Source organism: Hyphomicrobium sp. (genome assembly GCF_003987855.1).
GTDB lineage: Bacteria > Pseudomonadota > Alphaproteobacteria > Rhizobiales > Hyphomicrobiaceae > Hyphomicrobium_B.
The window spans coordinates 115,784-138,879 of sequence record NZ_RXIZ01000012.1; the positions used below are offsets into that span (position 1 = coordinate 115,784).

Below are 23,096 nucleotides of genomic sequence, written 5' to 3' on the forward strand. Positions count from 1 at the left end.
ACCTCAGTTCGTTTCGGTGCGCGGCCATGTCGGTAGGACTGCCTCCAGTCCCAGGCGCCGGGCGTCCGCCTCAAGACCAGCGCGCTTAAGCGCCCGGATGCTGTCGCCGAGCGCGATCAGATTGGCATCCGCCGCGCCATTCGGCCCAAGCGCCTTCATGACGAGCAGAACGGTGTGCCCGAACTCGCGTTTCTTCGAGGCAACCTGCAACTCGGTCAGCACCCCGGTTTCAGGAAGATAACCGGACGTCGGCTGGGCGATCTTGTTCGCGGCTTCCCACAGCGGGATCGGAACGAGGTAGTCGAGCGCCTCCATCACCGTCGTCAGCCGATAGAGCGCAGCCGCAGGGAAGCGACCGCTCGACGCATAACTCTCTAGACTTGAGAAACTGCGACCGCGATCAGGTTCGTTGGGATCGGCAATGTCGATCAGCGCCCGCCAGTGCCCAAGTCCTGGACCGCCACCCTGTTCCGCCACCTGGATCCAGTTGCGCGCCATGTCGAACTGGCCGGAGGCGAGGCCGATTTCGACGCCGGTCTCCGCGAACCAGCTGATCTCGGGCGCAGGCTGGAGCTCGGCTGTGGCCTTAGCGATCATTTTCGCGCCGATCATGCCGAGGCCCTCGTGCTTGACGTCATCGAGAAACGTGCGGATGAGGCGTGCTTTGCGCATCGGCGTGCGTTCGTCTTCCGCAGCCTTCAGGAGGGCCGCGCGGCGCGCAACGCCTTTGGGCCCCCGATCGTTCAGCAGGTCGTCGGGCGGCACCTTCTCAGCATTGACCCGATAGATGCCTGCGAGCATCGCGGGTGTCAGCGCATTGAGCCGCGCCGCCGCTTCCGTAGCGGGAAAGCCGAGATCGACAGGCGTCGAATGATCCGTGGCGAGCGCCGCGAGAAGAGCTGGCTCGCCTTTTTCAAGGATGAGCTTATGGGGCAGGCCGCCCACGCGCTCCGCGATGCGGTAGTCGAGCAGCGACACCTGCTTCACCGGCGTGTATTTCGGCTTCGATCCAGACGAGAAGGCGTCGAGCGCTTCGAGGCCTGGCGACGTTTCCACGCCTTCCTCGCGCGCGAGGTCAGCGGCGAGACCGGCGGCTGACTTGTCGCCCTGAACCTCCGAGCAATATCCGGCCATCAAGATGACTTGGCCTTTGAGGCGCGCTGGGATGCTGCCCTTCAGCGTCGAAGACCGCGAAACGAGCTCGCACGCTTTATCCGAATGCCCAGCCGCCAGTTCGTTGCGTGCTTCGAGCGATGCCAGAAGTGAGCTGTCGCCCGGCGGCTGCTTGGCGATTTGCGCTGCGGCTTCGCGCGCGAGTCCTGACCGATAGAGCGCTTCAAGCCGAAGCGCGGTGAAGGTGCTGTTTCCTCCGTCGCCGGACGGAGACGACGTGATGAGCTTTTTCCAGAGATCGTGGAGGACCGGGGATCGCGGCGGGATTTCGATTGTCGCGATGAGCTTTTCGAGCCCGGCGACGTCGAGGCCGCCCCACAGCTCATAGGGCAAGCCGGAGCCGTCGCCCGACATGACGGGTGCAAGGTCACCTTTGTCGACCGTTGGCGGGATTGCGTCCCGCATGACGGAGTCACCGGCCGGTGGCGCAGACTTACGATTTGGATCAGAGTTGCCCCCGCTGCCCGATGGGCGCGTCCACATATCGTCGTCCTTGCCACCCGAAGGCGTCCCGAGCGGCTGCAAATATGAGCGCTGCTCCGGCGGCGGAGAGTAGGCATCATCGGGACGCGCGCGTTTCTTGGCGGGCGGCGCGGTGGACCCACCGTTTCCTGGATCCTGGGCCTGCGCAGGCAGCGAGACGTTCGCGGCGATCAACGCGAGACCCGCAATGAGGACGTGCCGCGTCATCGTTCCCCAGTTCCGGTGTCTATGCACCATGACCCTACCGTCGGATTTTGACCCCTGAAACGGGCTTGCTGATCGTCTGCTGTTCCGGCTCAAAACGCGTGGCGAGCACGTAGAGGCCGCCGAAAACCGCCGCGGCAAGCGCGCAAAGTACGAACAATAGCCGGAAAAGGCTCGGCATTTCTGTGTTCCGTCCCGGCCTTTAGGTGAGCACCGTTGATGGCGCGATTATGACTCGGTTTTGCATTTTATCCGCAGCCTGGACGGCTCCCCTTCCTGTTCCGCATCCCCGATGGCAACGGTCAGGCGATATGGTTCCAAATTGCGAACGTTTTGGGTTCATGGCATGACGGCGCGCAAATGACCATTCCGCCACGAAGCCCTCTGACGAAACTAACCGATTCGCTGGCGCAACCGGCACCGAGCGGCGCATGACGGAAGCCGAAGCAATCGCGCTTGCGAAAAAACGGATCGGCAGACGGCCGATCGTTCTCGTCGGCCTCATGGGCTGCGGCAAGTCTTCGGTCGGCAAGCGACTGGCGTTCAAGCTGAACCTTCCCTTCATCGATGCCGATGAGGAGATCGAGCGCGCGGCTGCCAAGACCATCAACGATATTTTCGCCGACCACGGCGAAGCGCACTTTCGCGATGGCGAGCGCAAGGTGATCGCCCGTCTTCTTGGCAACGGCGCCCAGGTGCTCGCGACCGGCGGCGGCGCATTCATCCAGGCCGAGACGCGCCAGCGCATTAAGGACGGCGCATTTTCGATCTGGCTAAGGGCCGAATTGCCGGTACTGATGCGGCGCGTTTCCAAGCGCGACACCCGGCCGTTGCTTCGCGAAGGCAATCCCGAAGTGACGATGCAGAAACTGATTGAAGCGCGATACCCGATTTACGCAGAAGCCGATATGACAGTCGACAGCCGAGACGAACCCCACGACATCATCGTCACCGAGATCATCAATCGGTTGGCTACCGGAGCAGACGGCGCGCCGCCGACCTCTCTCGAGCCCAACCCGTCGCGCTCGGTTCACGTCGAACTGGGGGACCGCTCGTATGATGTGCTGATCACCCGCGGTATCCTTCGCGACGTCGGCGCCCTTATCAAGGCGCGCTTCGGCACCGTCAAATGCGGCGTCGTGACGGATGAAAATGTCGCTCGCCATCATCTTTCGACACTTGAAGACAGCCTGAAAGCCGAGGGCATCTTCGCCGGGTCTATCGTCATGAAGCCTGGTGAAGCGACGAAGAACTTCCGCGACCTGGCTGAGCTCTCCGAGCGCTTGCTCGAACTTGGCTTGGAACGCGGCGATCTCGTCCTGCCATTTGGCGGCGGCGTCATTGGTGATTTGGCGGGTTTCGCCGCAGGCATTCTGCGTCGCGGTGTGCGCTTCGTTCAGATCCCGACATCGTTGCTCGCGCAAGTCGATAGTTCCGTCGGCGGCAAGACGGGCATCAACACGCGGCAGGGCAAGAACCTCATCGGCGTCTTTCATCAGCCGAGCCTCGTCGTCGCCGATACCTCCGTTTTGACGACGCTTCCCCCGCGCGAGATGCGCGCCGGATATGCCGAAGTGGCAAAGTACGGACTGCTCGGAGATGCGCAGTTCTTCTCCTGGCTTGAAACCAACTGGCAGAGCGTCTTCGGCAACAACGGTCCCGCTCTGACGACGGCGATCGAAACGAGCGTGGCGGCGAAAGCGGCAATCGTCGCCCGCGATGAAACGGAAACCGGCGATCGCGCCCTCCTGAACCTCGGCCATACCTTCGGCCACGCGCTCGAAGCCTGGACGGGGTACTCCGATCGTCTTCTTCACGGCGAAGGCGTCGCCATTGGCATGTGCATGGCCTTCAGGTTCTCAGAACAACTGGGCCTTTGCCCCGCAGGATCCGCCGACAGGGTCGCAAGTCATTTGCGGGCCGTCGGGCTCCCGACCCGGATAGCCGACATCCCTGGCGATAAAGCCGACGCCGCCGAACTGCTTCGCCTCATGGGTCAGGACAAGAAGGTAAAGGCGGGCAGGCTGACGTTCATTCTCGTCCGGGATATCGGCCAGGCCTTTGTGACACGCGATATCGAACCCGGAACGGTCCTGGACTTTCTGAAGCGGGAAATCGGCTGAGCAAGTTATCCCCGCCCTCTCGGGGTGTGTTAGATTGCTCTAACGCATTCTGAACAGGGACCGAACCCGCCGGCCATGACCATCGTCATAAGCTTTTTAGCCATTCTCCTGCTGATCGTTCTGTCGGCGTTCTTCAACGTCAGCGAGACGTCGCTCACGGCCGCATCTCGGGCACGAATGCACGCTCTTGAGGAAGACGGAAATGTTGCCGCAGCGCTCGTCAATAAGGTGCTGTCGCGGCCCGAGAAGATGATCGGCACGGTGCTGCTCGGTAATACCCTCGTCGACGTTCTGGCGGCGGCTTTGGCCTCTCACATCGCGGTCGACCTCTACGGCGAGGTTGGCGTCGCCTACGCCACCGGCATCATCACGATCTTGATCGTGATCTTTGCGGCGGTGCTCCCGAAAACCTATGCGCTTGCCTATTCCGACCGCGTCGCGCTCATCGTCGCGCCGATCATGCAGGGCTTGATCTATGTTCTCACGCCGTTCACCCGCGCAGTGGAATTCATCGTTCGCAACATCCTGATCTTGACGCCCGGTAAGGCGGACGACGAAGCCAACATCCTAGCGGCTCACGAAGAGATCCGCGGCACGATCGACCTCCAGGCCCGGGAAGGGACGGTGGCGAAGGGCGATGCCGAGATGTTGGGCGGCATTCTCGACCTGGGCGATCTCCAGGTCGCCGACATCATGGTCCATCGCACCAAGATGGAAACGCTCGATATCGATGAGCCACCGGCGAAAATCATCGATCAGATCATGCGCTCGCAATATACGCGCATGCCGCTATGGAAGGACGAGCCGGAGAACATCGTCGGCGTTCTGCATTCCAAGGACCTGCTCCAGGCGCTCTCGCGCAACGATTGGCAGCCGGAAAAGCTCGATATTGCGAAATCCGCGACAGAACCCTGGTTCGTCCCGGACACGACCACGCTGCGCGATCAGCTCAACCAATTCCTGAAGAAGAAAATTCAGATGGCCTTGGTGGTCGACGAGTACGGCGAGGTCCAGGGCCTCATCACGCTCGAGGACATCCTGGAAGAAATCGTCGGCCAGATAACTGATGAGCACGACAATCCGGACAGTCACATCCGCTTGCAATCGGACGGTACTGTGAATGTCGACGGCACCGTTGCAATTCGCGACATCAATCGCCATCTCGATTGGGATCTACCCGACGACGAAGCTACGACGATCGCCGGCCTCGTTATTCACGAGGCCCAGACGATCCCTGAACCGGGCCAGGTGTTCACGTTCCATGGCTACCGGTTCGAAATTCTCCGCAAGAGCCGCAACCGCATCATGGCGCTTCGGATCAAGCCGATCGCGACCAGCCCCGTTCAAAGCAGCACGGCGCGCTCCTCCGGTTGATCAGTGCGAACCCGCAGCCTTCGGCATGGCTTCGCCGGGGGCGAGGGTGGATAGCGCCAGCGCGTGGATGCCACCCGCAAGCTCGTCCTTGAGCAGATCATTCACGAGACGGTGGCGCTCAACGCGAGACTTGCCTGTAAAGGCGTCCGAAACTATGAGAACGCGGAAGTGGCTTTCGCCCGTACCCGGTGAGTTCCGATGGCCGGCATGAAGCTCGGATTCGTTGACCACGTCTAGACGTGTGGGCTGCAATCCGATCATAAGCTTTTCGCGAAGTCGGCCTGTAACGGACATCTTTTTCTCTCAAGGTGCTCCTTCATACGAACAAGCTGAACGCCGCCCGCCATGAAAGAGCCTGTTAATGGATTGACTGCACAGTCACGACGGAAATCAAGAGTTTTCTTGCCGCCTTGTTTCGACGACGTTGAACCCTCATAATTCAGCCAATGAAGCTCGATTCAAAATTTTTCGATAGCATCCGCGTCTCTTCGAAGCGCCAGAGCAGCGCCAAGAAGGAAACGCGCGCGCCGTTGTGCCAGTGGAAGGGCTGCGAAAAGCCCGGTCCCCACAAAGCGCCCAAGGGTCGTGGCCGCGACGGCGAGTACTTCAATTTTTGTATCGATCACGTTCGGCAATATAATCAGGAATATAACTACTTCGACGGCATGAGCGACGCGGAAGTCAGCAACTTCCGCAAGGACGCTCTGACCGGTCATCGCCCCACCTGGAAAACCGGCGCCAACGCTTGGGCGCACGGCACGCGTGATGGCTCTATGGACGCGGAAGCTGCCGCGCGCGTCAAGGCGGGCACCGAGCGTATGACGCGCAAGGTCCGCTCTTCGCGCACCGCGACCGCGCCGACATTTCGCCGTCAGCTGAAGCCGCTTGAGCGCAAGTCGCTCAAGGTTCTGGATCTTGGCGAAGACGCAAGCCGCGAGGACATCAAATCGCGGTTCAAGGAGCTGGTGAAAATTCACCATCCCGATGCCAACGGCGGGGATAGCAGGTCTGAGGAAAAGTTGCGTGAAATCCTGCAAGCCTATAACTATTTAAAGCAATCTGGCCTGGCCTAATCCTCCGAGCCCTTGAAACGGGTGCACCCCCATGAGAGTTGCTCCGGATAGAGGCCTTTGCGGCAGCTGGGCAATCTGATCGGGAATTCCAATGGAAATGCGCACGTCTACAAGCCCGAACGGCGCGGCTGCGGGTCATCTTCCGGACATGAAATTGTCCGTTCGACAAGTCTTCGGCATCGATAGCGATCTTGAGGTTCCCGCCTATTCGCAGCCGGATGCACATGTCCCCGAAGTCGATCCCGATTATCTCTTCAATCGCGACGTGACGCTCGCGATTCTTGCCGGCTTCAAGCACAACCGCCGCGTGATGATCCAAGGCTATCACGGCACCGGCAAATCCACCCACGTGGAGCAGGTGGCCGCGCGCCTGAATTGGCCCTGCGTCCGCATCAATCTCGACAGCCACGTTTCGCGCATCGACCTCGTCGGCAAGGACGCCATTGTCCTGAAGGACGGCAAGCAGGTGACCGAGTTCAAGGAAGGTATTCTTCCCTGGGCTTTGCAGAACAACATCGCTCTGGTGTTCGACGAGTACGACGCCGGCCGACCGGACGTAATGTTCGTCATTCAACGCGTGCTCGAAGTCTCAGGCAAGCTGACGTTGCTCGATCAGTCGAAAGTCATCCGCCCGCATCCCGCGTTCCGGCTGTTCGCGACAACGAACACGATAGGCTTGGGCGACACCTCCGGCCTCTATCATGGCACGCAGCAGATCAACCAAGGCCAGATGGATCGCTGGTCGATCGTCGCGACGTTGAACTATCTGCCCCACGACGACGAGGCGAAAATCGTTCTGTCGAAGGTGAAGTCCTTTGCCAAAAGCGAAGCCAAGCGCAAGCAGATCTCGCACATGGTCCGCGTCGCCGATCTGACGCGATCGGCCTTCATCAACGGCGACCTGTCGACGGTGATGAGCCCGCGTACCGTCATCACGTGGGCGGAGAACGCAGAAATTTTCGGCGACATCGGTTTCGCGTTCCGCGTCACGTTCCTCAACAAGTGCGATGACCTCGAAAAGCCTCTCGTCGCGGAATTCTATCAGCGCTGTTTCGGCGAGGAACTTCCCGAAAGTACGGCGAACGTCGCTCTGACCTGATCTGTTGGGGCCGCGAGATGGGCCGTTCATGACATCACCACCCAAACGCCGCGAAGCCGCGTCCGAGCCGCTGAAACGCGTGCTCGGCCCGGCCGTTCGCGCCATTGCCGGCGATAGCGAGGTCGAAGTCGATTTCGGTCCCGGCAAGGGCGACGTGCTGGGCAAGGCGGTGCATCTCCCGGATCTTCCGCGCGCGCCATCGGCAAAAGATATCGCGCTAGCCCGCGGCTGGGCGGATAGCCTTGCCCTGCGTATCGGGTGCCATGACGCCAAGGTTCATCGCCGGATCGCGCCATCCTCCGGACCGGCACGTGCGGTGTTCGAGGCCGCCGAGCGCGCGCGGGTCGAAGGCATCGGCTCGATCCGCATGCCGGGCATGGCGGCCAATCTGACGGCGCGCCTCGAAGACCAATATAGCCACGGCCGGTTCAGGTCTGTCGCCACGCGCGCGGAAGCGCCCCTTGAGGATGCGCTTGCGCTTTTGATCCGCGAGCGCCTGACGGGCCAAGCCCCCCCGGCCTCGACAAAGGGCCTCGTCGAAGCTTGGCGTCCGATGATCGAAGCCCGCGGCGGCAAGCTGTTGAACAGGCTCGAAGGCCTGTCCGAAAACCAGGAGCAGTTCGGCCGGCAGATCCGTGATCTTCTGAAGATCCTAGAAATGGCGGATCAGAGCGATCAGCCGCAGCCGGAAGACGACGACGAGCAGGAGGACGAGGGCGCGGCGGACGGCGGCTCAGAAGAGTCTGAGGAGAAGAGCGAAGAGTCGACTGACGGCCAGGATCAGGAAACCGACGAGCAGCTTTCCGAGGGCGATCTCTCCGAAACCGAGGAGACGATGGAATCCGGCCAGACCGAGCCGCAGGAGCTGGATGACAGCGACCTCAACGAGGAGGAGACGCCTGCGCCATGGCGTCCGAACGCAACCGTCCTCGATGACCCAGAAGCCTTCGGATACAAGGTCTTCACGCGCGCCTATGACGAGGAAGTCGGTGCCGACGAGCTTTCGACGCCTGAAGAGTTGGAGCGCCTGCGCGCTTTTCTCGACAAGGAATTGAAGACGCTCTCCGCCGCCGTTGCCAAGCTCGCCAACAGGCTTCAGCGTCGCTTGCTCGCGCAGCAGAACCGCGGCTGGGATTTCGATCTCGAAGAGGGCCAGCTCGACGCCGCCCGTCTAACACGCATCATCACCGATCCGACCGGCGCTCTGTCGTTCAAGCGCGAGCGCGACACCGACTTTCGCGATACGGTCGTCACCCTGCTGCTCGATAATTCCGGCTCTATGCGCGGCCGGCCGATCATGGTGGCTGCCTGTTGCGCCGATATTCTGGCCCGCACGCTCGAGCGTTGCGGCGTCAAGGTCGAGATCTTAGGTTTCACCACCAAGGCCTGGAAAGGCGGGCAGTCGCGCGAGGAATGGCTCGCGGCAGGCAAGCCTCCGGCGCCGGGACGTCTCAACGACCTCCGTCACATCATCTACAAGACGGCCGATGCCCCATGGCGGCGCGCGAAAAATTCGCTCGCGTTGATGATGCGAGAGGGCTTGCTCAAGGAAAACATCGATGGCGAAGCGTTGGCGTGGGCCCACGCGCGCCTCGTCAGCCGGCCCGAGCAGCGCCGCATTCTCATGATGATCTCCGACGGAGCGCCGGTCGACGACTCGACGCTCTCCGTGAATTCGGGCAGCTACCTGGAGCAGCACTTGCGGCAGGTCATCCACGAAATCGAGAACCGCTCGCCCGTCGAGTTGATCGCCATTGGGATCGGCCACGACGTGACGCGTTACTATCAGCGTGCTGTCACGATAACGGACGCCTCCGAACTTGCCGGGGCCATGACCGAGAAACTGGTCGAGCTTTTTGACGAGCATCACGAGGCCGACAAGGCCGACACCTCACTTCGTCGTCGCTCCCGCACCCATTGAGGCTATGCTGTGCTCTCAGAGCTCTGTCGCCGATTGGTACTCGCAATCGCGCTGCTGGCGCTTGGGCCGGCACTCTCGCATGCCGATCCCAAGCCCGACATTTCTGATCTGACGGCCGCCCCCATCGTCGTCACCGGCGAACCGTTCTCGACGTTCGTGCGTGGCGGACCTGATCGCTCCCTCGGCAAACTGACGTTTTTGGGCGGTCTGGTCCTGACCTCGCCTTCGCCTTTCTTTGGCGGTTGGTCGGGCCTGCTCGTCGGCGATGACGCAAAGTCGATTCTGGCGCTTTCCGATATCGGCGTCTGGATGACGGCAGAGTTGACCTACGCAGGACGTCATCCCTCCGGCGTAACAAATGCGCGTCTCGGCCCGCTCCTCGATAAAAAAGGTGCGCCCCTCACCGACCGTCGCGGCCGGGATTCTGAATCGATCGCGCTTGAGAACGGCACGCTGTCTCGCGGCTCGGTGTTGATTGGCTTCGAAGGCCGGCCACCCCGCATCGAGCGCTATGATCTCGGAGCCGACGGCATTGGAGCGGATCGCGCCAGCCTCAAGCTCGCGCCGGGCATGAACCGCATGGGCGCCAACAAGGGTTTGGAAGCGCTCACCATCATGAAGGGCGGTCCTTACAAAGGGCAGGTGATCGCGTTTTCGGAGCGCCTTTACGATCCCTCGCGAAATCACACCGGCTGGCTTTGGACCAAAGATGGTCCCGTCACCATCCACCTTCAGAACGTCGGCGACTTCGACATCACCGATATCGCGAGCCTGGAGGACGGCACGCTGTTTGTGCTGGAGCGTCGGTTCCGCTGGCTCGAAGGCGTGAAGATGCGGCTCATCCGCGTTTCCCCTGACGGCATCGCTCCCGGCCGTACGCTGGATGGCGAAACGCTCATCGAAGCCGACATGGCCGACAATATCGACAATATGGAAGGATTGGCCGCTACCCGGCTCAAAAGCGGCGAAGTCCTGATCACGATGATCTCGGACGACAACTTCAATCACCTGATCCAGCGGACGTTGTTGCTGCAGTTCGCACTGAAGGACGTCAAACAAGCGAAAGCCCGGCCGCCGAATGAGGCGCCGGGCTCTAACGTTCGCAATTGATCAGCGGAGATTTAGGCGGCTTTGGAAGCCTGCGCCTTCTGGATCTCACGCTTCAGCTTGAGGCAGGTTGCCGACAGCTCGTCGTTGTTGGCCTTCAGCAGAAACGCATCGAGACCGCCGCGGTGCTCGACCGACTTCAAAGCGCGAGCCGAAACGCGCAAACGGACCTTGCGGCCGAGCACATCGCTCAGCAACGTTACATTGCAAAGGTTCGGACGAAACTTCCGCTTCGTCTTGTTTTCGGCGTGGCTCCTGAGTTGGCCCGAGAGGGGCAACGTCCCCGTCAGCTCGCAGCGCCTGGTCATAACTCTCTCCTATGCCGCTCCTCCGCGTGGGGGCGGTCGATCGAAAACTTGCTGTTTCAGCAAAAAATTGCACCCCGCAAGCAGGGCCTGCGGGGGTTTCGGCAGCTGTATAATTGACATCCAAGTGCCGCGTCAAGACGGACGGACAGGCCGATCGGAAGAAGTTCGTAAGTCCCACAATAGTCGCAAACAGTCCGCACATCAAAGATCTGAAGGGCCAAGGGGTTACAGGGATACGAGATGGCCAGTTTCGGAGCCGGCGCGCGGGGGCGAAGCGTCCTCGCCTTTTTGGCGGTTGTTTCTGCTACTTTGCCTGTCCAAAAGGCCGCCGCGGTCGACGCCAATTGGCCAACCCAGGTTTCCGCGCTTTATCGCCTATCTTTCAATGGTTTCGACGTCGGCACCTATCGCTTCGACGCGCATTTCACGGGCAGCGCGTATTCCGCGATCGGCAAAACCGACATTTCCGCGTTTTTCGGCGCCTTCAAGTGGGTCGGGAACTTCTCTGGCAGCGGGACCTTGGAAAATTCCGGAGTCCATCCGGCGGCCTTCGATATGAGTTACAAAACAAAAAAGAAGACCACGTCCGTGAAAATCGGCTTCGCCGGTCCAACCGTCTCCTCCGTCGTTCTCGTGCCGCCGAAATCTCCTTCGCCCGAAACGATCAAGCTCAAACCCGAAAACCTAAAGAACGTCTTCGATCCGATGGCCGCAATGATAGCGGTCTCTGACGCGAGCCCTGAAAACGCCTGCAATCGGACGCTTCCCGTCTTCGACGGCAAGGCCCGTTATGATCTGCATTTGACGTTGAAGGGGCGGGAGCGGATTTCCGAGCGTCATCCATCGGGCCAGCCAAAAGAGCTGCTGGTTTGCCGGGTGAAATATGTGCCCATTGCCGGCCACAAACCAAAGGATTTCACCGAACCTTGGATCGATTACAATAATCTTGAGATAGCGCTGCGTGCGGTGCCGACGGCCGGAATTTACGTGCCTTATCGCGTCACGGTGCCGTCCGGCGTTGGCTCTGCGGTGATGACGGTCGACACCATTAATATCACGGGCGCCAACAACCAGCAGATCGCGCTCAAGCGCTGATGCGCGCCGCGCGCGAGGCGTTCTGCACGGTATGGCACTCTTTGTCCGCGGACCGAATAATCCTTGATCTCGGGGCCCTCCTCTGCAATGCCAGGGCACGATCGGAGTCAATGCACGAATGGCAAGTGATCTGGAAGCCCGCATCCGAAACGTGACGGCGGTGCTCGGACCAACCAATACCGGCAAAACGCATCTTGCGATCGAGCGGATGCTCGGTCACGAAAGCGGCATGATCGGCCTTCCGCTGCGCCTGCTCGCGCGCGAAGTCTACGACCGGATCAAGCAACGGGTCGGTGCCGACAAAGTCGCTCTCATCACTGGCGAAGAAAAGATCAAGCCGGAGCGGGCGCGCTATTGGGTGTCGACCGTCGAGGCCATGCCGCGCGACATCGATGTGGATTTCCTCGCCATCGATGAGATCCAGCTGTGCGCCGATCCTGAGCGCGGCCACGTCTTCACTGATCGCTTGCTGCATGCACGGGGCCGGTCCGAGACGCTGTTGCTTGGCGCGCAGACGATGCGTGAGGCGATCAGCGATCTCATTCCCGGCGCTAATTTCATATCGCGCCCGCGATTGTCGAAATTGACTTACAGCGGCGAGAAGAAAATCACGCGTCTGCCTGCGCGTTCGGCCATCGTCGCGTTCTCGGCGCAAGAAGTTTATGCGCTCGCGGAATTGATACGACGGCAGCGCGGCGGCGCCGCGGTCGTGCTTGGCGCGCTGTCACCGCGCACGCGCAACGCCCAGGTCGCTCTCTACCAGTCGGGCGATGTCGAATTCCTGATTGCGACTGATGCAATCGGCATGGGCCTCAATCTCGACGTTGACCACGTCGCATTCTCGGCGCTGAGGAAGTTCGATGGCCACAATCATCGCAACCTGACGCCGGGCGAAATCGGCCAGATCGCCGGCCGCGCCGGCCGTCACATGAACGATGGCACCTTCGGCGTGACAGGTGGAGCAGAGCCGCTCGACGCCGATATGGTGGAGCGCCTCGAAACGCACAGCTTCGATAGCATCCGCACACTGCAATGGCGCAACCGAGATCTTGATTTTTCCACCCTCGATGCGCTTCACGCATCGCTTCGCCAGCTGCCGCGCGAGCAGCGCCTGACCCGCGCCCGAACCGCCGATGACGTTGCCGCGCTCGAGGCCTTGAGCGCGGATCGCGAGATCACGGATCTGGCTTCGTCGCGAGCCCGCGTCGAACTCCTGTGGGAAGTTTGTCAGCTCCCCGATTACCGCAAGATTTCCAATCAAAGCCACGCCGATCTTGTCTCGAACGTCTACAAACATCTGACGAGCGGCGACAATCGCATCCCCGAGGACTGGTTCTCAAAGCAGGTTTCTCTCGCCGACCGTACGGACGGCGATATCGACACGCTCGCGACCCGCATTGCGCACATTCGCACCTGGACTTTCGTTGCCAATCGTCCTGACTGGCTCAAAGATCCGGTTCATTGGCAGGAGCGGACGCGAGCTATTGAAGATAGTCTCTCCGACGCATTGCACGAACGCCTGACGCAAAGGTTCGTCGATCGCCGGACCAGCGCTCTGATGAAAGGCATGCGGGACAAGGACGAATTGACGGCCGATATCGCCGATGACGGCGCCATCACGGTCGAAACCCACTTCGTTGGGCGGCTCAAAGGCTTTCGTTTCACGCTCGATTCCGCCGCCGATGGGATCCATGAAAAGGCCACGCGCCAGGCGGCGATGCAGGTGGTCACGCGTGAGCTCGGCATGCGGGCGCGCCGCGTCGCTGCTGCGCAGAACGACGCCTTCAAGCTGTCGCGAACCGGCTCCATCATCTGGCGCGAGGACGAAGTTGCGAAGCTCGAAGCGTCGGAAGATCCGCTCGCGCCGGGTGTGACGCTCATCGCCGACGAGTCGATGAGCGAATCCGATCGCGAAAAAGTCCAAGCTCGCATCAAGACCTGGATCAGCGACACCATCGCCGACAAGCTGAAGCCGCTTGTCGAAATGTCGAAGAGCAGCGAGCTTCAAGGTTTGGCGCGAGGTATTGCTTTTCAGTTGAAGGAAAGCCTCGGCGCACTGAAGCGCGAGACCATTGCCGACGACATCAATGCGCTCGATCAAGCGGCTCGCGCGGAACTCCGCAAATACGGTTTGCGCTTCGGAGCCTTCAACATCTTCTTTCCGATCATGCTGAAGCCCGCAGCGGCCGATCTCGCGGCAACGCTGTGGCTCTTGAAGCATCCACCCGCGAATGGAGCGACCCCGCAGTTGCCCCGTCCGGGACTGACATCGGTCGTTGTGGATCCGGCAACGCCAGAAGCGCTCTATCGCGCCCACGGCTTCCATTTGTGCGGTCCGCGCGCCATCCGCCTCGATATCCTTGAACGGCTCGCCGATCTTATTCGCCCGTTGCTCGCGTGGCGCGCGGGTCCAGGCAAGACCGACGCGCCGCCGAAGGGCTCCACCGGCGACGGCGGGTTCCGCGCCACCGATGATATGATGTCGATCCTTGGCTGCTCGGCCGAAGAACTGGGCGAAGTCCTGAAGGCTTTGGGCTTCCGTCTCGAGCGGCGGCCTGTGCCTGCGGCAACGCCAGCGCCGTCAGCCGCTGAAGCTGCAGCGGTTACCTCGGAGGCAGCTCCAGCCGCCGAGACGTCCCCAGAGCTTCCCGCGGCGGCAGCTCCGAGTGAAACGGAAGCCGTGGACAGCAGCGGCGATCTCCCTGCGGCAGCTGACGCCGCCGAGCCGGCCAATGAGGCCTCCGCCGACATCTCCGCATCAGCAGCAAGCGATGCCACGGCGCCGGCAGTCCCCGACGAACAGAAGTTTGAGGAGGTCTGGCGTCCGCGCCGTCACCAGCGTCCTGAGCGGCGTGAAGGCCAGCGTCGCGACGGCGGCCGCCATCGTCATCAGGGCCATCGCCATCAACCGAACTCGGGTGCACAGGCGAGCATTGCTGCGGCCACACCGCCTGCGGAAGGTTCAAGTGCGGGCCAGACGCCTAAGTCGAATGTGCGCCCGGATCGCCAGCATAACCGCAATCGCCACCAGGATCGTCGCGATGATCGCCCGCGCTCCGAGGCGAGAGGTGCCGAAAATCGCAATCACGACCAGGGGCCGAGAAAAGACGAAGGCCATCGTCCGCGCCGGGATGATGACCGCAAGGGCCGCCGCGACGATAATCGGCGGCGGGAGGATCGCCGATCTCCGCAGTTGATCAGTGCGGCACCGCCAAAGTCGTCGGCAAGCGACTCGTCCTCGCCATTTGCGGCGCTGGCTGCCCTCAAAGCTCAGATGGAGAAGCGGAGTGAAGGCTCCGGGTCGACCTGAGCTAGCCTCTGGAAGCGCGGAGGCCCAGTCCTCCCTGCAGCGCATCGACCAGTGGCTTTGGTTCGCCCGGATCGCGAAGTCCCGGACGTTGGCCCAGGCGTTGATTGCGCGAGGAAAAGTTCGGGTCAATCGCGTTAAGATCGATAAGACCAGTACGACCGTGAAGCCGGGGGACGTTCTGACCCTATCGCTCGGGCCGCGCGTTATCAGCATTGAGATTGTCGGGATCGGAGTTCGCCGGGGTCCCGCCCCTGAGGCCCAAGCACTCTATCGGGATCTGACGCCGAAGCCCGCGCCACAGCTGTCGGGAGAGCCCGGCTCAGAACCCCAGCCAAGCGACGGAATGGCGATGGCTTCGGGCTTGCGTCCCAACGGAAGCGGCCGGCCTACAAAACGTGAACGGCGGCTACTCGATAAAATCAGGGGACGGGAATGAAAGTGTGACGCCCCGTCCACCTAGGCAGCCGTGATGCCTATGCTAAGAAGAGCGCCGCTTGCGAAGAGCAATTGACCAGCGGCGCGCCGCAGCTGACGCCGCCACAATAAGAACCGGGAAGTCGAATGACCTACGTCGTCAACGAGAAGTGCATCAAGTGCAAATACACCGATTGTGTCGAGGTCTGCCCTGTCGATTGCTTTTATGAAGGCGAGAACATGCTCGTCATTCACCCGGACGAATGTATCGATTGCGGGGTCTGCGAGCCAGAGTGCCCGGTCGACGCCATCAAGCCGGATACTGAGCCCAACATGGAAAAATGGATGGAGCTCAACCGGCAGTATGCAGACGCCTGGCCCAACATCACGGCTAAAAAAGCGGCACTGCCTGACGCAGATGCAGCGAAGGACGAAGCGGACAAGTTTGAGAAATATTTTTCGCCAAACCCTGGTTTGGGCGACTGATTTTTCAGTTTTCTGACATTTTCGAAAGGTCTTAGGGGAGCTCTTACATAAGCTGTTGGTTTCGCGGGGTTATTTAAAGCCCGCCTTAAGCTCGTCCAGATTGTCTCACAAGGCGACCCTTCAATTGCCGTCAAGACTGTGTTAGAGTCAGCTGTGATGGCGTTAAGTCTGCACAAATCCGGAACGGCCGCGAACAAAAAGGGGTTGCCTCCCTCTGATGGGCAGCTCTCGATAAGACGTTATGGGGCGTCGTTGGGCCACTTCAGAGTCGGGCAGGATTTGCAAAGCTAGGCCTCAAATCAGCGCGCAGGGGACGGTCTCTCGTCAAGATGAGGCCCGGATCAATGCGCGCCTGTCGTTCGGGCTTGTTTCGCCCGGCGGCGCCAATGCTCCGCCCCCATCGGGCGGACTGTCGGCCGGACCGGTCATCGCCGGAAAAGCCCAGTATGCGAGAGTGAGAGATCGATATGGCTCAGAAGAAGAAAGCTCCGGTCAGCCCCAAGTCCGCAGCGAAAAGTGCCGTCCGCAAATCAATGCCTTTGAAAGTCGCCGCAAGCGCTAACAAGGTCGCGAAACCTGCTGCCAAGGCGAAGGTCGAGGCTCCGGCCAAGACCAAGCACGCCGCCCAGCAGCCCGCGCCTGCAAAGGCTGTAAAAAAGCCTGTTGCGCCGGTCGTTCAGAAGCCTGTCGCGAAAGCTGACGCTACTCCCGCCAAGAAGCCGGTGGCACCCACTCCCGTTGCTCCGCACGTTGCCGCCGCACATTTGTCGAAGGCTGCCGCTTCGGCCGCGCCGCAGCGCACCGTCGCCGTGCCCGCAAACGCCCACAAGGCCGCGAGCCAGAAGATTTCGGCACCTGTAGCCAGCGCTCAGCAGCCGGCGGCCCCTAAGGATGTCGCCGAAAAAGCTGCGGCCGCTCGTCAGATCCTGGCGGTCCAGAAGAAGCCGGTGAGCCAGCGCCACGGCTTCAAGGCCAACGAATTCGTCGTCTATCCTGCTCACGGCGTCGGCCGCATCGTCGGCATCGAAGAGCAGGAAATCGCCGGCATGTCGCTCGAACTCTTTGTCATCACCTTCGACAAGGAGAAGCTGACGCTGCGCGTGCCCACCGGTAAGCTCGCCAGCGTCGGTATGCGTAAGCTCGCCGACGAAGGCCTGGTCAAGAAGGCGATGGAAACCCTCAAGGGCCGCGCTCGCATCAAGCGCACCATGTGGAGCCGCCGCGCGCAGGAATACGTGGCCAAGATCAACTCGGGCGATCTGATTGCGATCGCCGAAGTTGTCCGCGACCTCTATCGTTCGGAAGCTCAGCCCGAGCAGTCTTATTCAGAGCGTCAGCTCTACGAAGACGCGCTCGATCGCATGGCGCGCGAACTTGCTGCCGTTGAGAAGCTCGACGAGCGTGGTGCCGTACAGCGCATCACGGACATTCTCTCCAAGAGCGCCAAGGGCCGCCGCCTCGCTGAAAGCGAAGCCTCTGTCGAGGAAGAAGCCGCCTAAGCCTCGACTTCAAGTCAGAGCGATTTCAAGTTTACAGCGCTCGGTTCCACACCTTCCGGTGGAGCCGGGCGCGCTTCTTTTGGGGCTGCCGGCTCGGCTGGCTGCGCATCCGTGGGCTCGAGCTGCGAAGGGTCCGCGATGTCGATCATCGGCCCGTTGCGCCGTTCGATCCAGCCGCGCACGACAACCGTCGTATTCGCCAGCGCATCGAGCGATTTGTCGAATTCCGGATTGGCGGTGAGAACCTTCTTGTCGATCCGCGCCGTAAAATCGGATCGCCAGTCGTTGCTGAAATTCAGATACGTCGCGCTTTTCGTCCGGCCCACCGATACCAGCGACCCTCGCACGCGCACGTACTTGCCACGCTGTTTCATGATCTCGGCCGGGTGCTCGGCCGGAAGTGTGCGGTAGATGCCGTTGCTCCAAAGCCCCGCGCGCGTGCGGCGCGCTTCGGCTTCGTTCGCCATGAGTTCGCGCGCGCACGCAAAGCTGTCCGGCAAGCCGTAGGCGCGTGCGAAACCGCCTCTGAGGAGCGCACCTTGAATCCAATCCTCCCGGCCATTTTCGAGAACGAAGACGTGAGCCAATTGACGGCCATACCGGTCAGAGCGCCGTCCCGAGAACGCAAGTTTCACGCGCTTTGCCAGGACGAGGTCAGATAAGGCTTTGGTCGCGTCGATCTCAGGCGGCCAGGCTCCCGCGGCCGCGTCAGCGTCCCGCGCCCTTGGCGAAAGCGCTCCGATGAGCCTTACCGCCTTACCGTCATCGAGAACGAGAGTCTCGCCGTCGATGATGCGGGTGACGGTCCGGATCGGCCCAGGTTCGAGTGTGCAATTCGGCGTTGTTCCTGGATCGGACGATGCAGGAGCAGGCGAGCAGAGCATCGCCACGCCGATCAGACCTATCCAAGGACGGCTTGCCATGCCGAATAGAGATCACAAGCGCAGCATTCCGCCAAGGCGGGCTATGCCTGCGCTTTAGCAATCTAATGAAGGAATGAAAACATCAGTGCCGCGACGGCAAGTCTTCTGCGCCGCCGTCTGCAGCGATCAGAAGCGGTGCACAAAGCCGAAGCTGAATTTGTCCATCGACGCGCTGACTTCATCGTCATTGGACGGAAGGGAGTCGAAGTGTTCGCCGGAGAACTCGACACGCTTGTATTCAAAGCGCAGGCCGCTGTCGTTGCTCCAGAGGTATTCGATGCCACCGCCAGCGGTCCAGCCTGACAACGTGTTGGTATCGCTGACGCCCAGCGAGCGGTTCTTCACTTCCAGATTGGAGAATGCGTAACCGCCCGTGGCGTAAATCAAAGTGCGATCCATAAGTAGGAATCCGGCGCGGGCACCGACCGACCCATCGAAGTCGGCGTGAGCTTTGTAGCCAGAGACACCATCTATGCGGGAACTGTCATTGTAGAGGAAATCGTAGCTTAGATCGGCAGTGGGACCGAAGATAAAGCCCTGGTAGCGGAAGTCGTAACCCACCAACGCGCCCAAAGTGAACCCATCTGCATCCTTCAAGTGGCTATCGCCGAACGACATGCTGGTATAGCTGAGGATCGGTTTCCAGTAGAAACCCTCCCACGAGGCCGGCGACGGCCGCTCGTCATAATTTGGAATGATGAGGTTATAGGGGCTGCTGAGATTGCCGAGGGGCCTTACTTCATCGGGAAGGCTCTGGGCCATTGCTGCGCCCGCCGGCAACATGAACGGTGCCAGGGCCATCGCGGCCAAAGTCTTTCTCATCAGTGCAGTCCCCTCAACTGTCCCCCGGTCGAAGACCGAAGCGGAAATCACTCACACTCGCCGGTCGCAGCTTCGCCGTTTCCGGCCCGCGAGTGGTCCCTTACCTGGCCTCACTCTCCAGTATGGTTACCGTTTTGAACAGTAGGCATTTGAAAGATTTGCAGGATTATTTCGCGGGTGTGGCCCGGCGGTCGGCAAATTGTGGATACATCAAAGCCGGAGGCTTGCGCCTGGAGCAAAGAAATGCGCCGGGCGCGGCTCCCCTGAGGAATTTGAATGTCGCGAAACCGTCGTGAGTCGCGCTTACGCATGGTGCTGCGCTTGACCTCCATCGGCGCTCACCGCATAGCTCTTGAACCCGCTGTTGCGCCGACGCGGGATCACAACGCTTGGGCGGGGCCCCGTAGCTCAGCTGGATAGAGCAACGGTTTCCTAAACCGTAGGTCGCAGGTTCAAATCCTGCCGGGGTCGCCAATTCGAGGCGCGTTTCAGACGCCTCTGGAGCCGCCGCCAATCTAAGGAGAGTATTGCGCGGATGGCCGCCAAGATTGAGGTCACCATTGCCGATCAAAATCCGGTGGTCCGTGCAGGTCTCGACGCGTTGATCGAACGCGACGGTCGCTTCAACGTCTGCGGCGTCCATGCGACGGGCGAAGCCCTGGTCTCCGCCTTGAAGACGCGCCCGGTCGAGATTGCCGTGGTTGGCTGGACCTTGCCCGACATGAACGGTGGCGCCGTACTGCAGCGCGTGCGTCAGGAAAAGTGGCAGACGCGGATCATCATCTACACGGGCGAGCGCTCGCACGACGTGCTTCGCCAAGCCATCAAAGGCGGCGCGTGGGGTTTCGTTTCCAAGACTGAAGATCCGCAGGTTCTGCTCGAAGCGGTCGTTTCGGTCGCGCGTGGCCGCTTGTCGCTGCCTTACGTCGACATCGACTTGCTGAATCACGATCCGCTCGAAGGTTTGACGGCGCGCGAGCGCGAGCTTCTTGCTGCGCTTGCGAACGGCTGGACGAATTTGCAGATCGCGGCGCGTATCGGCATCTCGCGCAACACGGTGAAATATCATCTGAAAAATTTATACGATAAACTCGGTGTTTCGAACCGGGCGATGGCTGTTGCGCTGCATGTCTCCGTTAACCGTTCCGAGCAGCAGTAAAGCCCGCGCAAAATCAGAGATACAACGCTGCACAAAAGCGTAACGAGGTGGGTAGCTGAGCCTGCCCAACAGGGTGTTGATAGTTTTCCGTTCCCACCATCACTGTCCGCCTGCTAGTTAAGACTGACGCCCGCATCTGCATCGGGCGGAAGGATCAGCAAAAGCATGCCGAATTCTCTTCCCTGTTGCGCGGGAACTGTCGGCTTGGCTCAACGCAGCGTGGAGGAACGCCTTGAATATGATCACGCCCCATCTTTTCATTCCCGGCCCGACGACGATTCCCGATGCCGTGCGTATGGCTATGAACCTTCCGATGGAAGACATGCGCTCGCCGGAGTTTCCGAAGTTCACGCTGCCGATCTTCGAAGACCTGAAGAAGGTTTTCAAAATGAAAGACGGCCGCGTTTTCATCTTCCCGTCATCGGGCACTGGTGCATGGGAATCGGCGATCGAGAACACGCTCGCCCCGGGCGACAAGGTTCTGATGAGCCGCTTCGGTCAGTTCTCGCTGCTTTGGGTCGATATGGCCGAGCGTCTCGGATTGAAGGTCGAGCTCTGCGATGAAGAGTGGGGCACGGGCGTACCGCTCGAAAAGTATGCCGACATCCTCGCGAAGGATAAGAACCACGAAATCAAAGCCGTCTTCGCGACGCATAACGAAACCGCGACGGGCGTGACATCGGACATCGCCGGTGTTCGCAAGGCCCTCGATGCCGCCAAGCATCCGGCTCTTCTCTTCGTCGACGGCGTCTCGTCGGTCGGCTCGCTCGAAATGCGCATGGGCGAATGGGGCGTGGACTGCTGCGTCTCGGGTTCGCAGAAGGGCTTCATGCTTCCGACCGGCCTCGGCATCCTCGCCGTCAGCCAGAAGGCGCTCGACGTCAACAAGACGGTCAACGGCCGCATGAACCGTTGCTTCTTCTCCTGGGAAGACATGATCAAGACGAACGATCTTGGCTACTTCCCCTACACGCCTGCAACGCAGCTGATCCGTGGTCTGCGCGCTTCGCTCGATCTCATCCTCGCTGAAGGCATCGACAACGTTGTCGCTCGTCATCACCGCATGGCGTCGGGCGTTCGCGCAGCTGTCGACGCCTGGGGCCTGAAGCTCTGCGCCAAGGAACCGAAGTGGCATTCCGACACCGTCTCGGCGATCCTCGTTCCTGAAGGCGCTGATGCGAATGCTGTCCTGAAGACGGCTTACTATCGCTACAACACGTCGCTCGGAACGGGCCTCAACAAGGTCGCCGGCAAGGTGTTCCGTATCGGCCATCTCGGCGCCGTCGATGAGTTCATGATCGGTGGCGTTCTCTTCGCCGTCGAAATGGCGATGAAAGACTCCGGCATCAACGTCAAGCTTGGTTCGGGTACAGGCGCCGCCGCCGAGTACTTCTCCAAGACCGCGACGAAGTCCGCCACGAGCGTCACGCCGGCTCAGGCAAAGGCCGCCTAAGACTTGAGAAGCGCCCGGCTCGATGATGCCGGGCGCTCACTCGCTTCTTCGCATCCGTTGTTCCGAAAATAAAAACACTCGCTTCAGATCTAGGAAGGCAATTCCCAATGAGCTTCTCGCAGTTCCCGCTCCGCAAACAGAGATTGCAGCGCTCCTATCTCGCGGTTCCGGGCTCCAACCCGAGCATGATCGATCGCGCCATCAAGAGCGCCGCCGACTACGTCTTTCTGGATTGCGAAGATGCCGTCGCGCCGCCGGAAAAAGAACAGGCCCGCAAGAACATCATCCAGGCTCTGAACGATCTTGACTGGAAGGGCGCAGGTAAGAGCGTCTCGGTTCGCATCAACGGCCTTGATACGCACTATATGTATCGCGACGTCGTCGACATCGTCGAGCAGGCCGGCGCCAAGCTCGACACCATTCTCATCCCGAAGGTCGGCGTTCCCGCCGACGTCTACACGGTCGAGTGCATCGTCAGCCAGATCGAAGTTGCCAAAGGTCTAAAGAACCAGATCGGCACCGAAGCGCTGATCGAGACGCCGCTCGGCATGGCCAACGTCGAAGCAATCGCCGCTGCTCCGAGCCGCCTGGAATCGATGCACTTCGGCGTCGCTGACTATTCCGCTTTCAACAAGGCACGCACCGTCGTCATCGGCGGCCTCAACCCGGATTACCCCGGCGATCAGTGGCATTTCCCGCTCTCGCGCATGACGGTTGCTTGCCGCGCTTACGGCCTGCGTCCGATCGATGGCCCGTTCGGCGGCATCGACGATCCGGAAGGCTACAAGGCCGCCGCTCGCCGTGGCGCAGCGCTGGGCATGGAAGGCAAGTGGGCCATCCACCCCTCGCAGATCGAACTCGCCAATGAGATCTATTCGCCGACCGCCAAGGAAGTCGAGCGCGCCGAGCGCATTCTGGTCGCTCTGAAGGAAGCCGAAGCCCAGGGCAAGGGCGCCGCTTCTCTCGACGGCAAGATGATCGACGCGGCTTCCGAGAAGATGGCTCGCAACTTGCTCGTCACGGCAGCTGCGATCAAGTCGGCCGAAGCAGCCCGCGCGAAATAAGAAACG

General features: G+C 60.9%; 20 protein-coding genes and 1 tRNA gene. 15 read left to right on the forward strand and 6 right to left on the reverse strand.

The window, feature by feature from the left end; genetic code table 11:
• Positions 1–3 precede the first annotated feature (3 nt).
• On the reverse strand, positions 4–1,863 hold the full coding sequence (locus EKK30_RS10645) for a hypothetical protein (RefSeq protein WP_290984437.1): 1,860 nt from the start codon (positions 1,861–1,863) through the stop codon (positions 4–6).
• A 34-nt stretch (positions 1,864–1,897) separates the two neighbouring features.
• A complete protein-coding gene (locus EKK30_RS10650; RefSeq protein ID WP_290984441.1) occupies positions 1,898–2,041 on the reverse strand; it encodes a hypothetical protein in 144 nt (47 codons plus the stop codon).
• Positions 2,042–2,291: 250 nt separating this feature from the next.
• Here EKK30_RS10650 and aroB point away from each other — a divergent pair, with 250 nt between their 5' ends.
• Both aroB and EKK30_RS10660 read left to right on the forward strand, forming a co-directional pair.
• Complete coding sequence (gene aroB, locus EKK30_RS10655) at positions 2,292–3,983, forward strand: 3-dehydroquinate synthase (RefSeq protein ID WP_290984444.1); 1,692 nt, start codon at positions 2,292–2,294, stop codon at positions 3,981–3,983.
• Positions 3,984–4,058: 75 nt separating this feature from the next.
• Complete coding sequence (locus EKK30_RS10660; protein WP_290984447.1) at positions 4,059–5,357, forward strand: HlyC/CorC family transporter; 1,299 nt, start codon at positions 4,059–4,061, stop codon at positions 5,355–5,357.
• Here EKK30_RS10660 and EKK30_RS10665 read toward each other — a convergent pair whose 3' ends face one another.
• Complete coding sequence (locus EKK30_RS10665; RefSeq protein ID WP_290984450.1) at positions 5,358–5,651, reverse strand: BolA family transcriptional regulator; 294 nt, start codon at positions 5,649–5,651, stop codon at positions 5,358–5,360.
• A gap of 152 nt (positions 5,652–5,803) precedes the next feature.
• On the opposite strand from EKK30_RS10665, the gene EKK30_RS10670 reads away from it, so the two are divergent.
• The 4 genes from EKK30_RS10670 (at position 5,804) to EKK30_RS10685 (ending at position 10,560) form a co-directional block, all read left to right on the forward strand.
• Positions 5,804–6,430 carry a J domain-containing protein gene (locus EKK30_RS10670; protein ID WP_290984453.1) on the forward strand — a complete coding sequence of 209 codons (627 nt, stop codon included), beginning with the start codon at positions 5,804–5,806 and terminating at the stop codon, positions 6,428–6,430.
• Between the two features lie 97 nt (positions 6,431–6,527).
• Positions 6,528–7,529 carry a cobaltochelatase subunit CobS gene (gene cobS / locus EKK30_RS10675; RefSeq protein ID WP_290984456.1) on the forward strand — a complete coding sequence of 334 codons (1,002 nt, stop codon included), beginning with the start codon at positions 6,528–6,530 and terminating at the stop codon, positions 7,527–7,529.
• Positions 7,530–7,557: 28 nt separating this feature from the next.
• Positions 7,558–9,450, forward strand: coding sequence for a cobaltochelatase subunit CobT (gene cobT, locus EKK30_RS10680; protein ID WP_290984459.1), 1,893 nt, complete (start codon positions 7,558–7,560; stop codon positions 9,448–9,450).
• 33 nt (positions 9,451–9,483) lie between these two features.
• Positions 9,484–10,560, forward strand: a complete 1,077-nt coding sequence (locus EKK30_RS10685) for an esterase-like activity of phytase family protein (protein WP_290984462.1) — start codon at positions 9,484–9,486, stop codon at positions 10,558–10,560.
• Positions 10,561–10,571: 11 nt separating this feature from the next.
• On the opposite strand, the gene rpmB is transcribed toward EKK30_RS10685, so the two are convergent.
• A complete protein-coding gene (gene rpmB, locus EKK30_RS10690; protein WP_290984465.1) occupies positions 10,572–10,865 on the reverse strand; it encodes a 50S ribosomal protein L28 in 294 nt (97 codons plus the stop codon).
• 240 nt (positions 10,866–11,105) lie between these two features.
• On the opposite strand from rpmB, the gene EKK30_RS10695 reads away from it, so the two are divergent.
• The 5 genes from EKK30_RS10695 to EKK30_RS10715 all read left to right on the forward strand — a co-directional run bounded on the left by EKK30_RS10695 (position 11,106) and on the right by EKK30_RS10715 (position 17,669).
• Entirely contained in the window at positions 11,106–11,960 is an 855-nt protein-coding gene (locus tag EKK30_RS10695; protein WP_290984468.1) for a DUF3108 domain-containing protein, read from the forward strand.
• Positions 11,961–12,078: 118 nt separating this feature from the next.
• Complete coding sequence (locus EKK30_RS10700) at positions 12,079–15,270, forward strand: helicase-related protein (RefSeq protein ID WP_290984471.1); 3,192 nt, start codon at positions 12,079–12,081, stop codon at positions 15,268–15,270.
• The gene (locus tag EKK30_RS10705; protein WP_290984474.1) at positions 15,248–15,706 is read left to right on the forward strand and encodes an RNA-binding S4 domain-containing protein; all 459 of its coding nucleotides are present in this window, start codon (positions 15,248–15,250) and stop codon (positions 15,704–15,706) included. Before EKK30_RS10700 ends, EKK30_RS10705 begins: the two co-directional genes overlap by 23 nt.
• A gap of 125 nt (positions 15,707–15,831) precedes the next feature.
• Complete coding sequence (gene fdxA / locus EKK30_RS10710; protein WP_290984477.1) at positions 15,832–16,170, forward strand: ferredoxin FdxA; 339 nt, start codon at positions 15,832–15,834, stop codon at positions 16,168–16,170.
• Between the two features lie 467 nt (positions 16,171–16,637).
• Positions 16,638–17,669, forward strand: coding sequence for a CarD family transcriptional regulator (locus tag EKK30_RS10715; RefSeq protein WP_290984480.1), 1,032 nt, complete (start codon positions 16,638–16,640; stop codon positions 17,667–17,669).
• Positions 17,670–17,683: 14 nt separating this feature from the next.
• On the opposite strand, the gene EKK30_RS10720 is transcribed toward EKK30_RS10715, so the two are convergent.
• Positions 17,684–18,592, reverse strand: a complete 909-nt coding sequence (locus EKK30_RS10720; protein ID WP_290984483.1) for a thermonuclease family protein — start codon at positions 18,590–18,592, stop codon at positions 17,684–17,686.
• Positions 18,593–18,718: 126 nt separating this feature from the next.
• Positions 18,719–19,414: a porin family protein gene (locus EKK30_RS10725; RefSeq protein ID WP_290984486.1), complete on the reverse strand. Its 696-nt coding sequence runs from the start codon at positions 19,412–19,414 to the stop codon at positions 18,719–18,721.
• 397 nt (positions 19,415–19,811) lie between these two features.
• Here EKK30_RS10725 and EKK30_RS10730 point away from each other — a divergent pair.
• The 4 genes from EKK30_RS10730 (at position 19,812) to EKK30_RS10745 (ending at position 23,090) form a co-directional block, all read left to right on the forward strand.
• Positions 19,812–19,888 (forward strand) — tRNA-Arg (locus EKK30_RS10730).
• 61 nt (positions 19,889–19,949) lie between these two features.
• The gene (locus tag EKK30_RS10735; RefSeq protein ID WP_290984489.1) at positions 19,950–20,573 is read left to right on the forward strand and encodes a response regulator transcription factor; all 624 of its coding nucleotides are present in this window, start codon (positions 19,950–19,952) and stop codon (positions 20,571–20,573) included.
• Positions 20,574–20,805: 232 nt separating this feature from the next.
• Entirely contained in the window at positions 20,806–22,026 is a 1,221-nt protein-coding gene (locus EKK30_RS10740) for an aminotransferase class V-fold PLP-dependent enzyme (RefSeq protein WP_290984492.1), read from the forward strand.
• Between the two features lie 107 nt (positions 22,027–22,133).
• Entirely contained in the window at positions 22,134–23,090 is a 957-nt protein-coding gene (locus EKK30_RS10745) for a CoA ester lyase (RefSeq protein WP_290984495.1), read from the forward strand.
• The last annotated feature ends 6 nt before the right edge of the window (positions 23,091–23,096 follow it).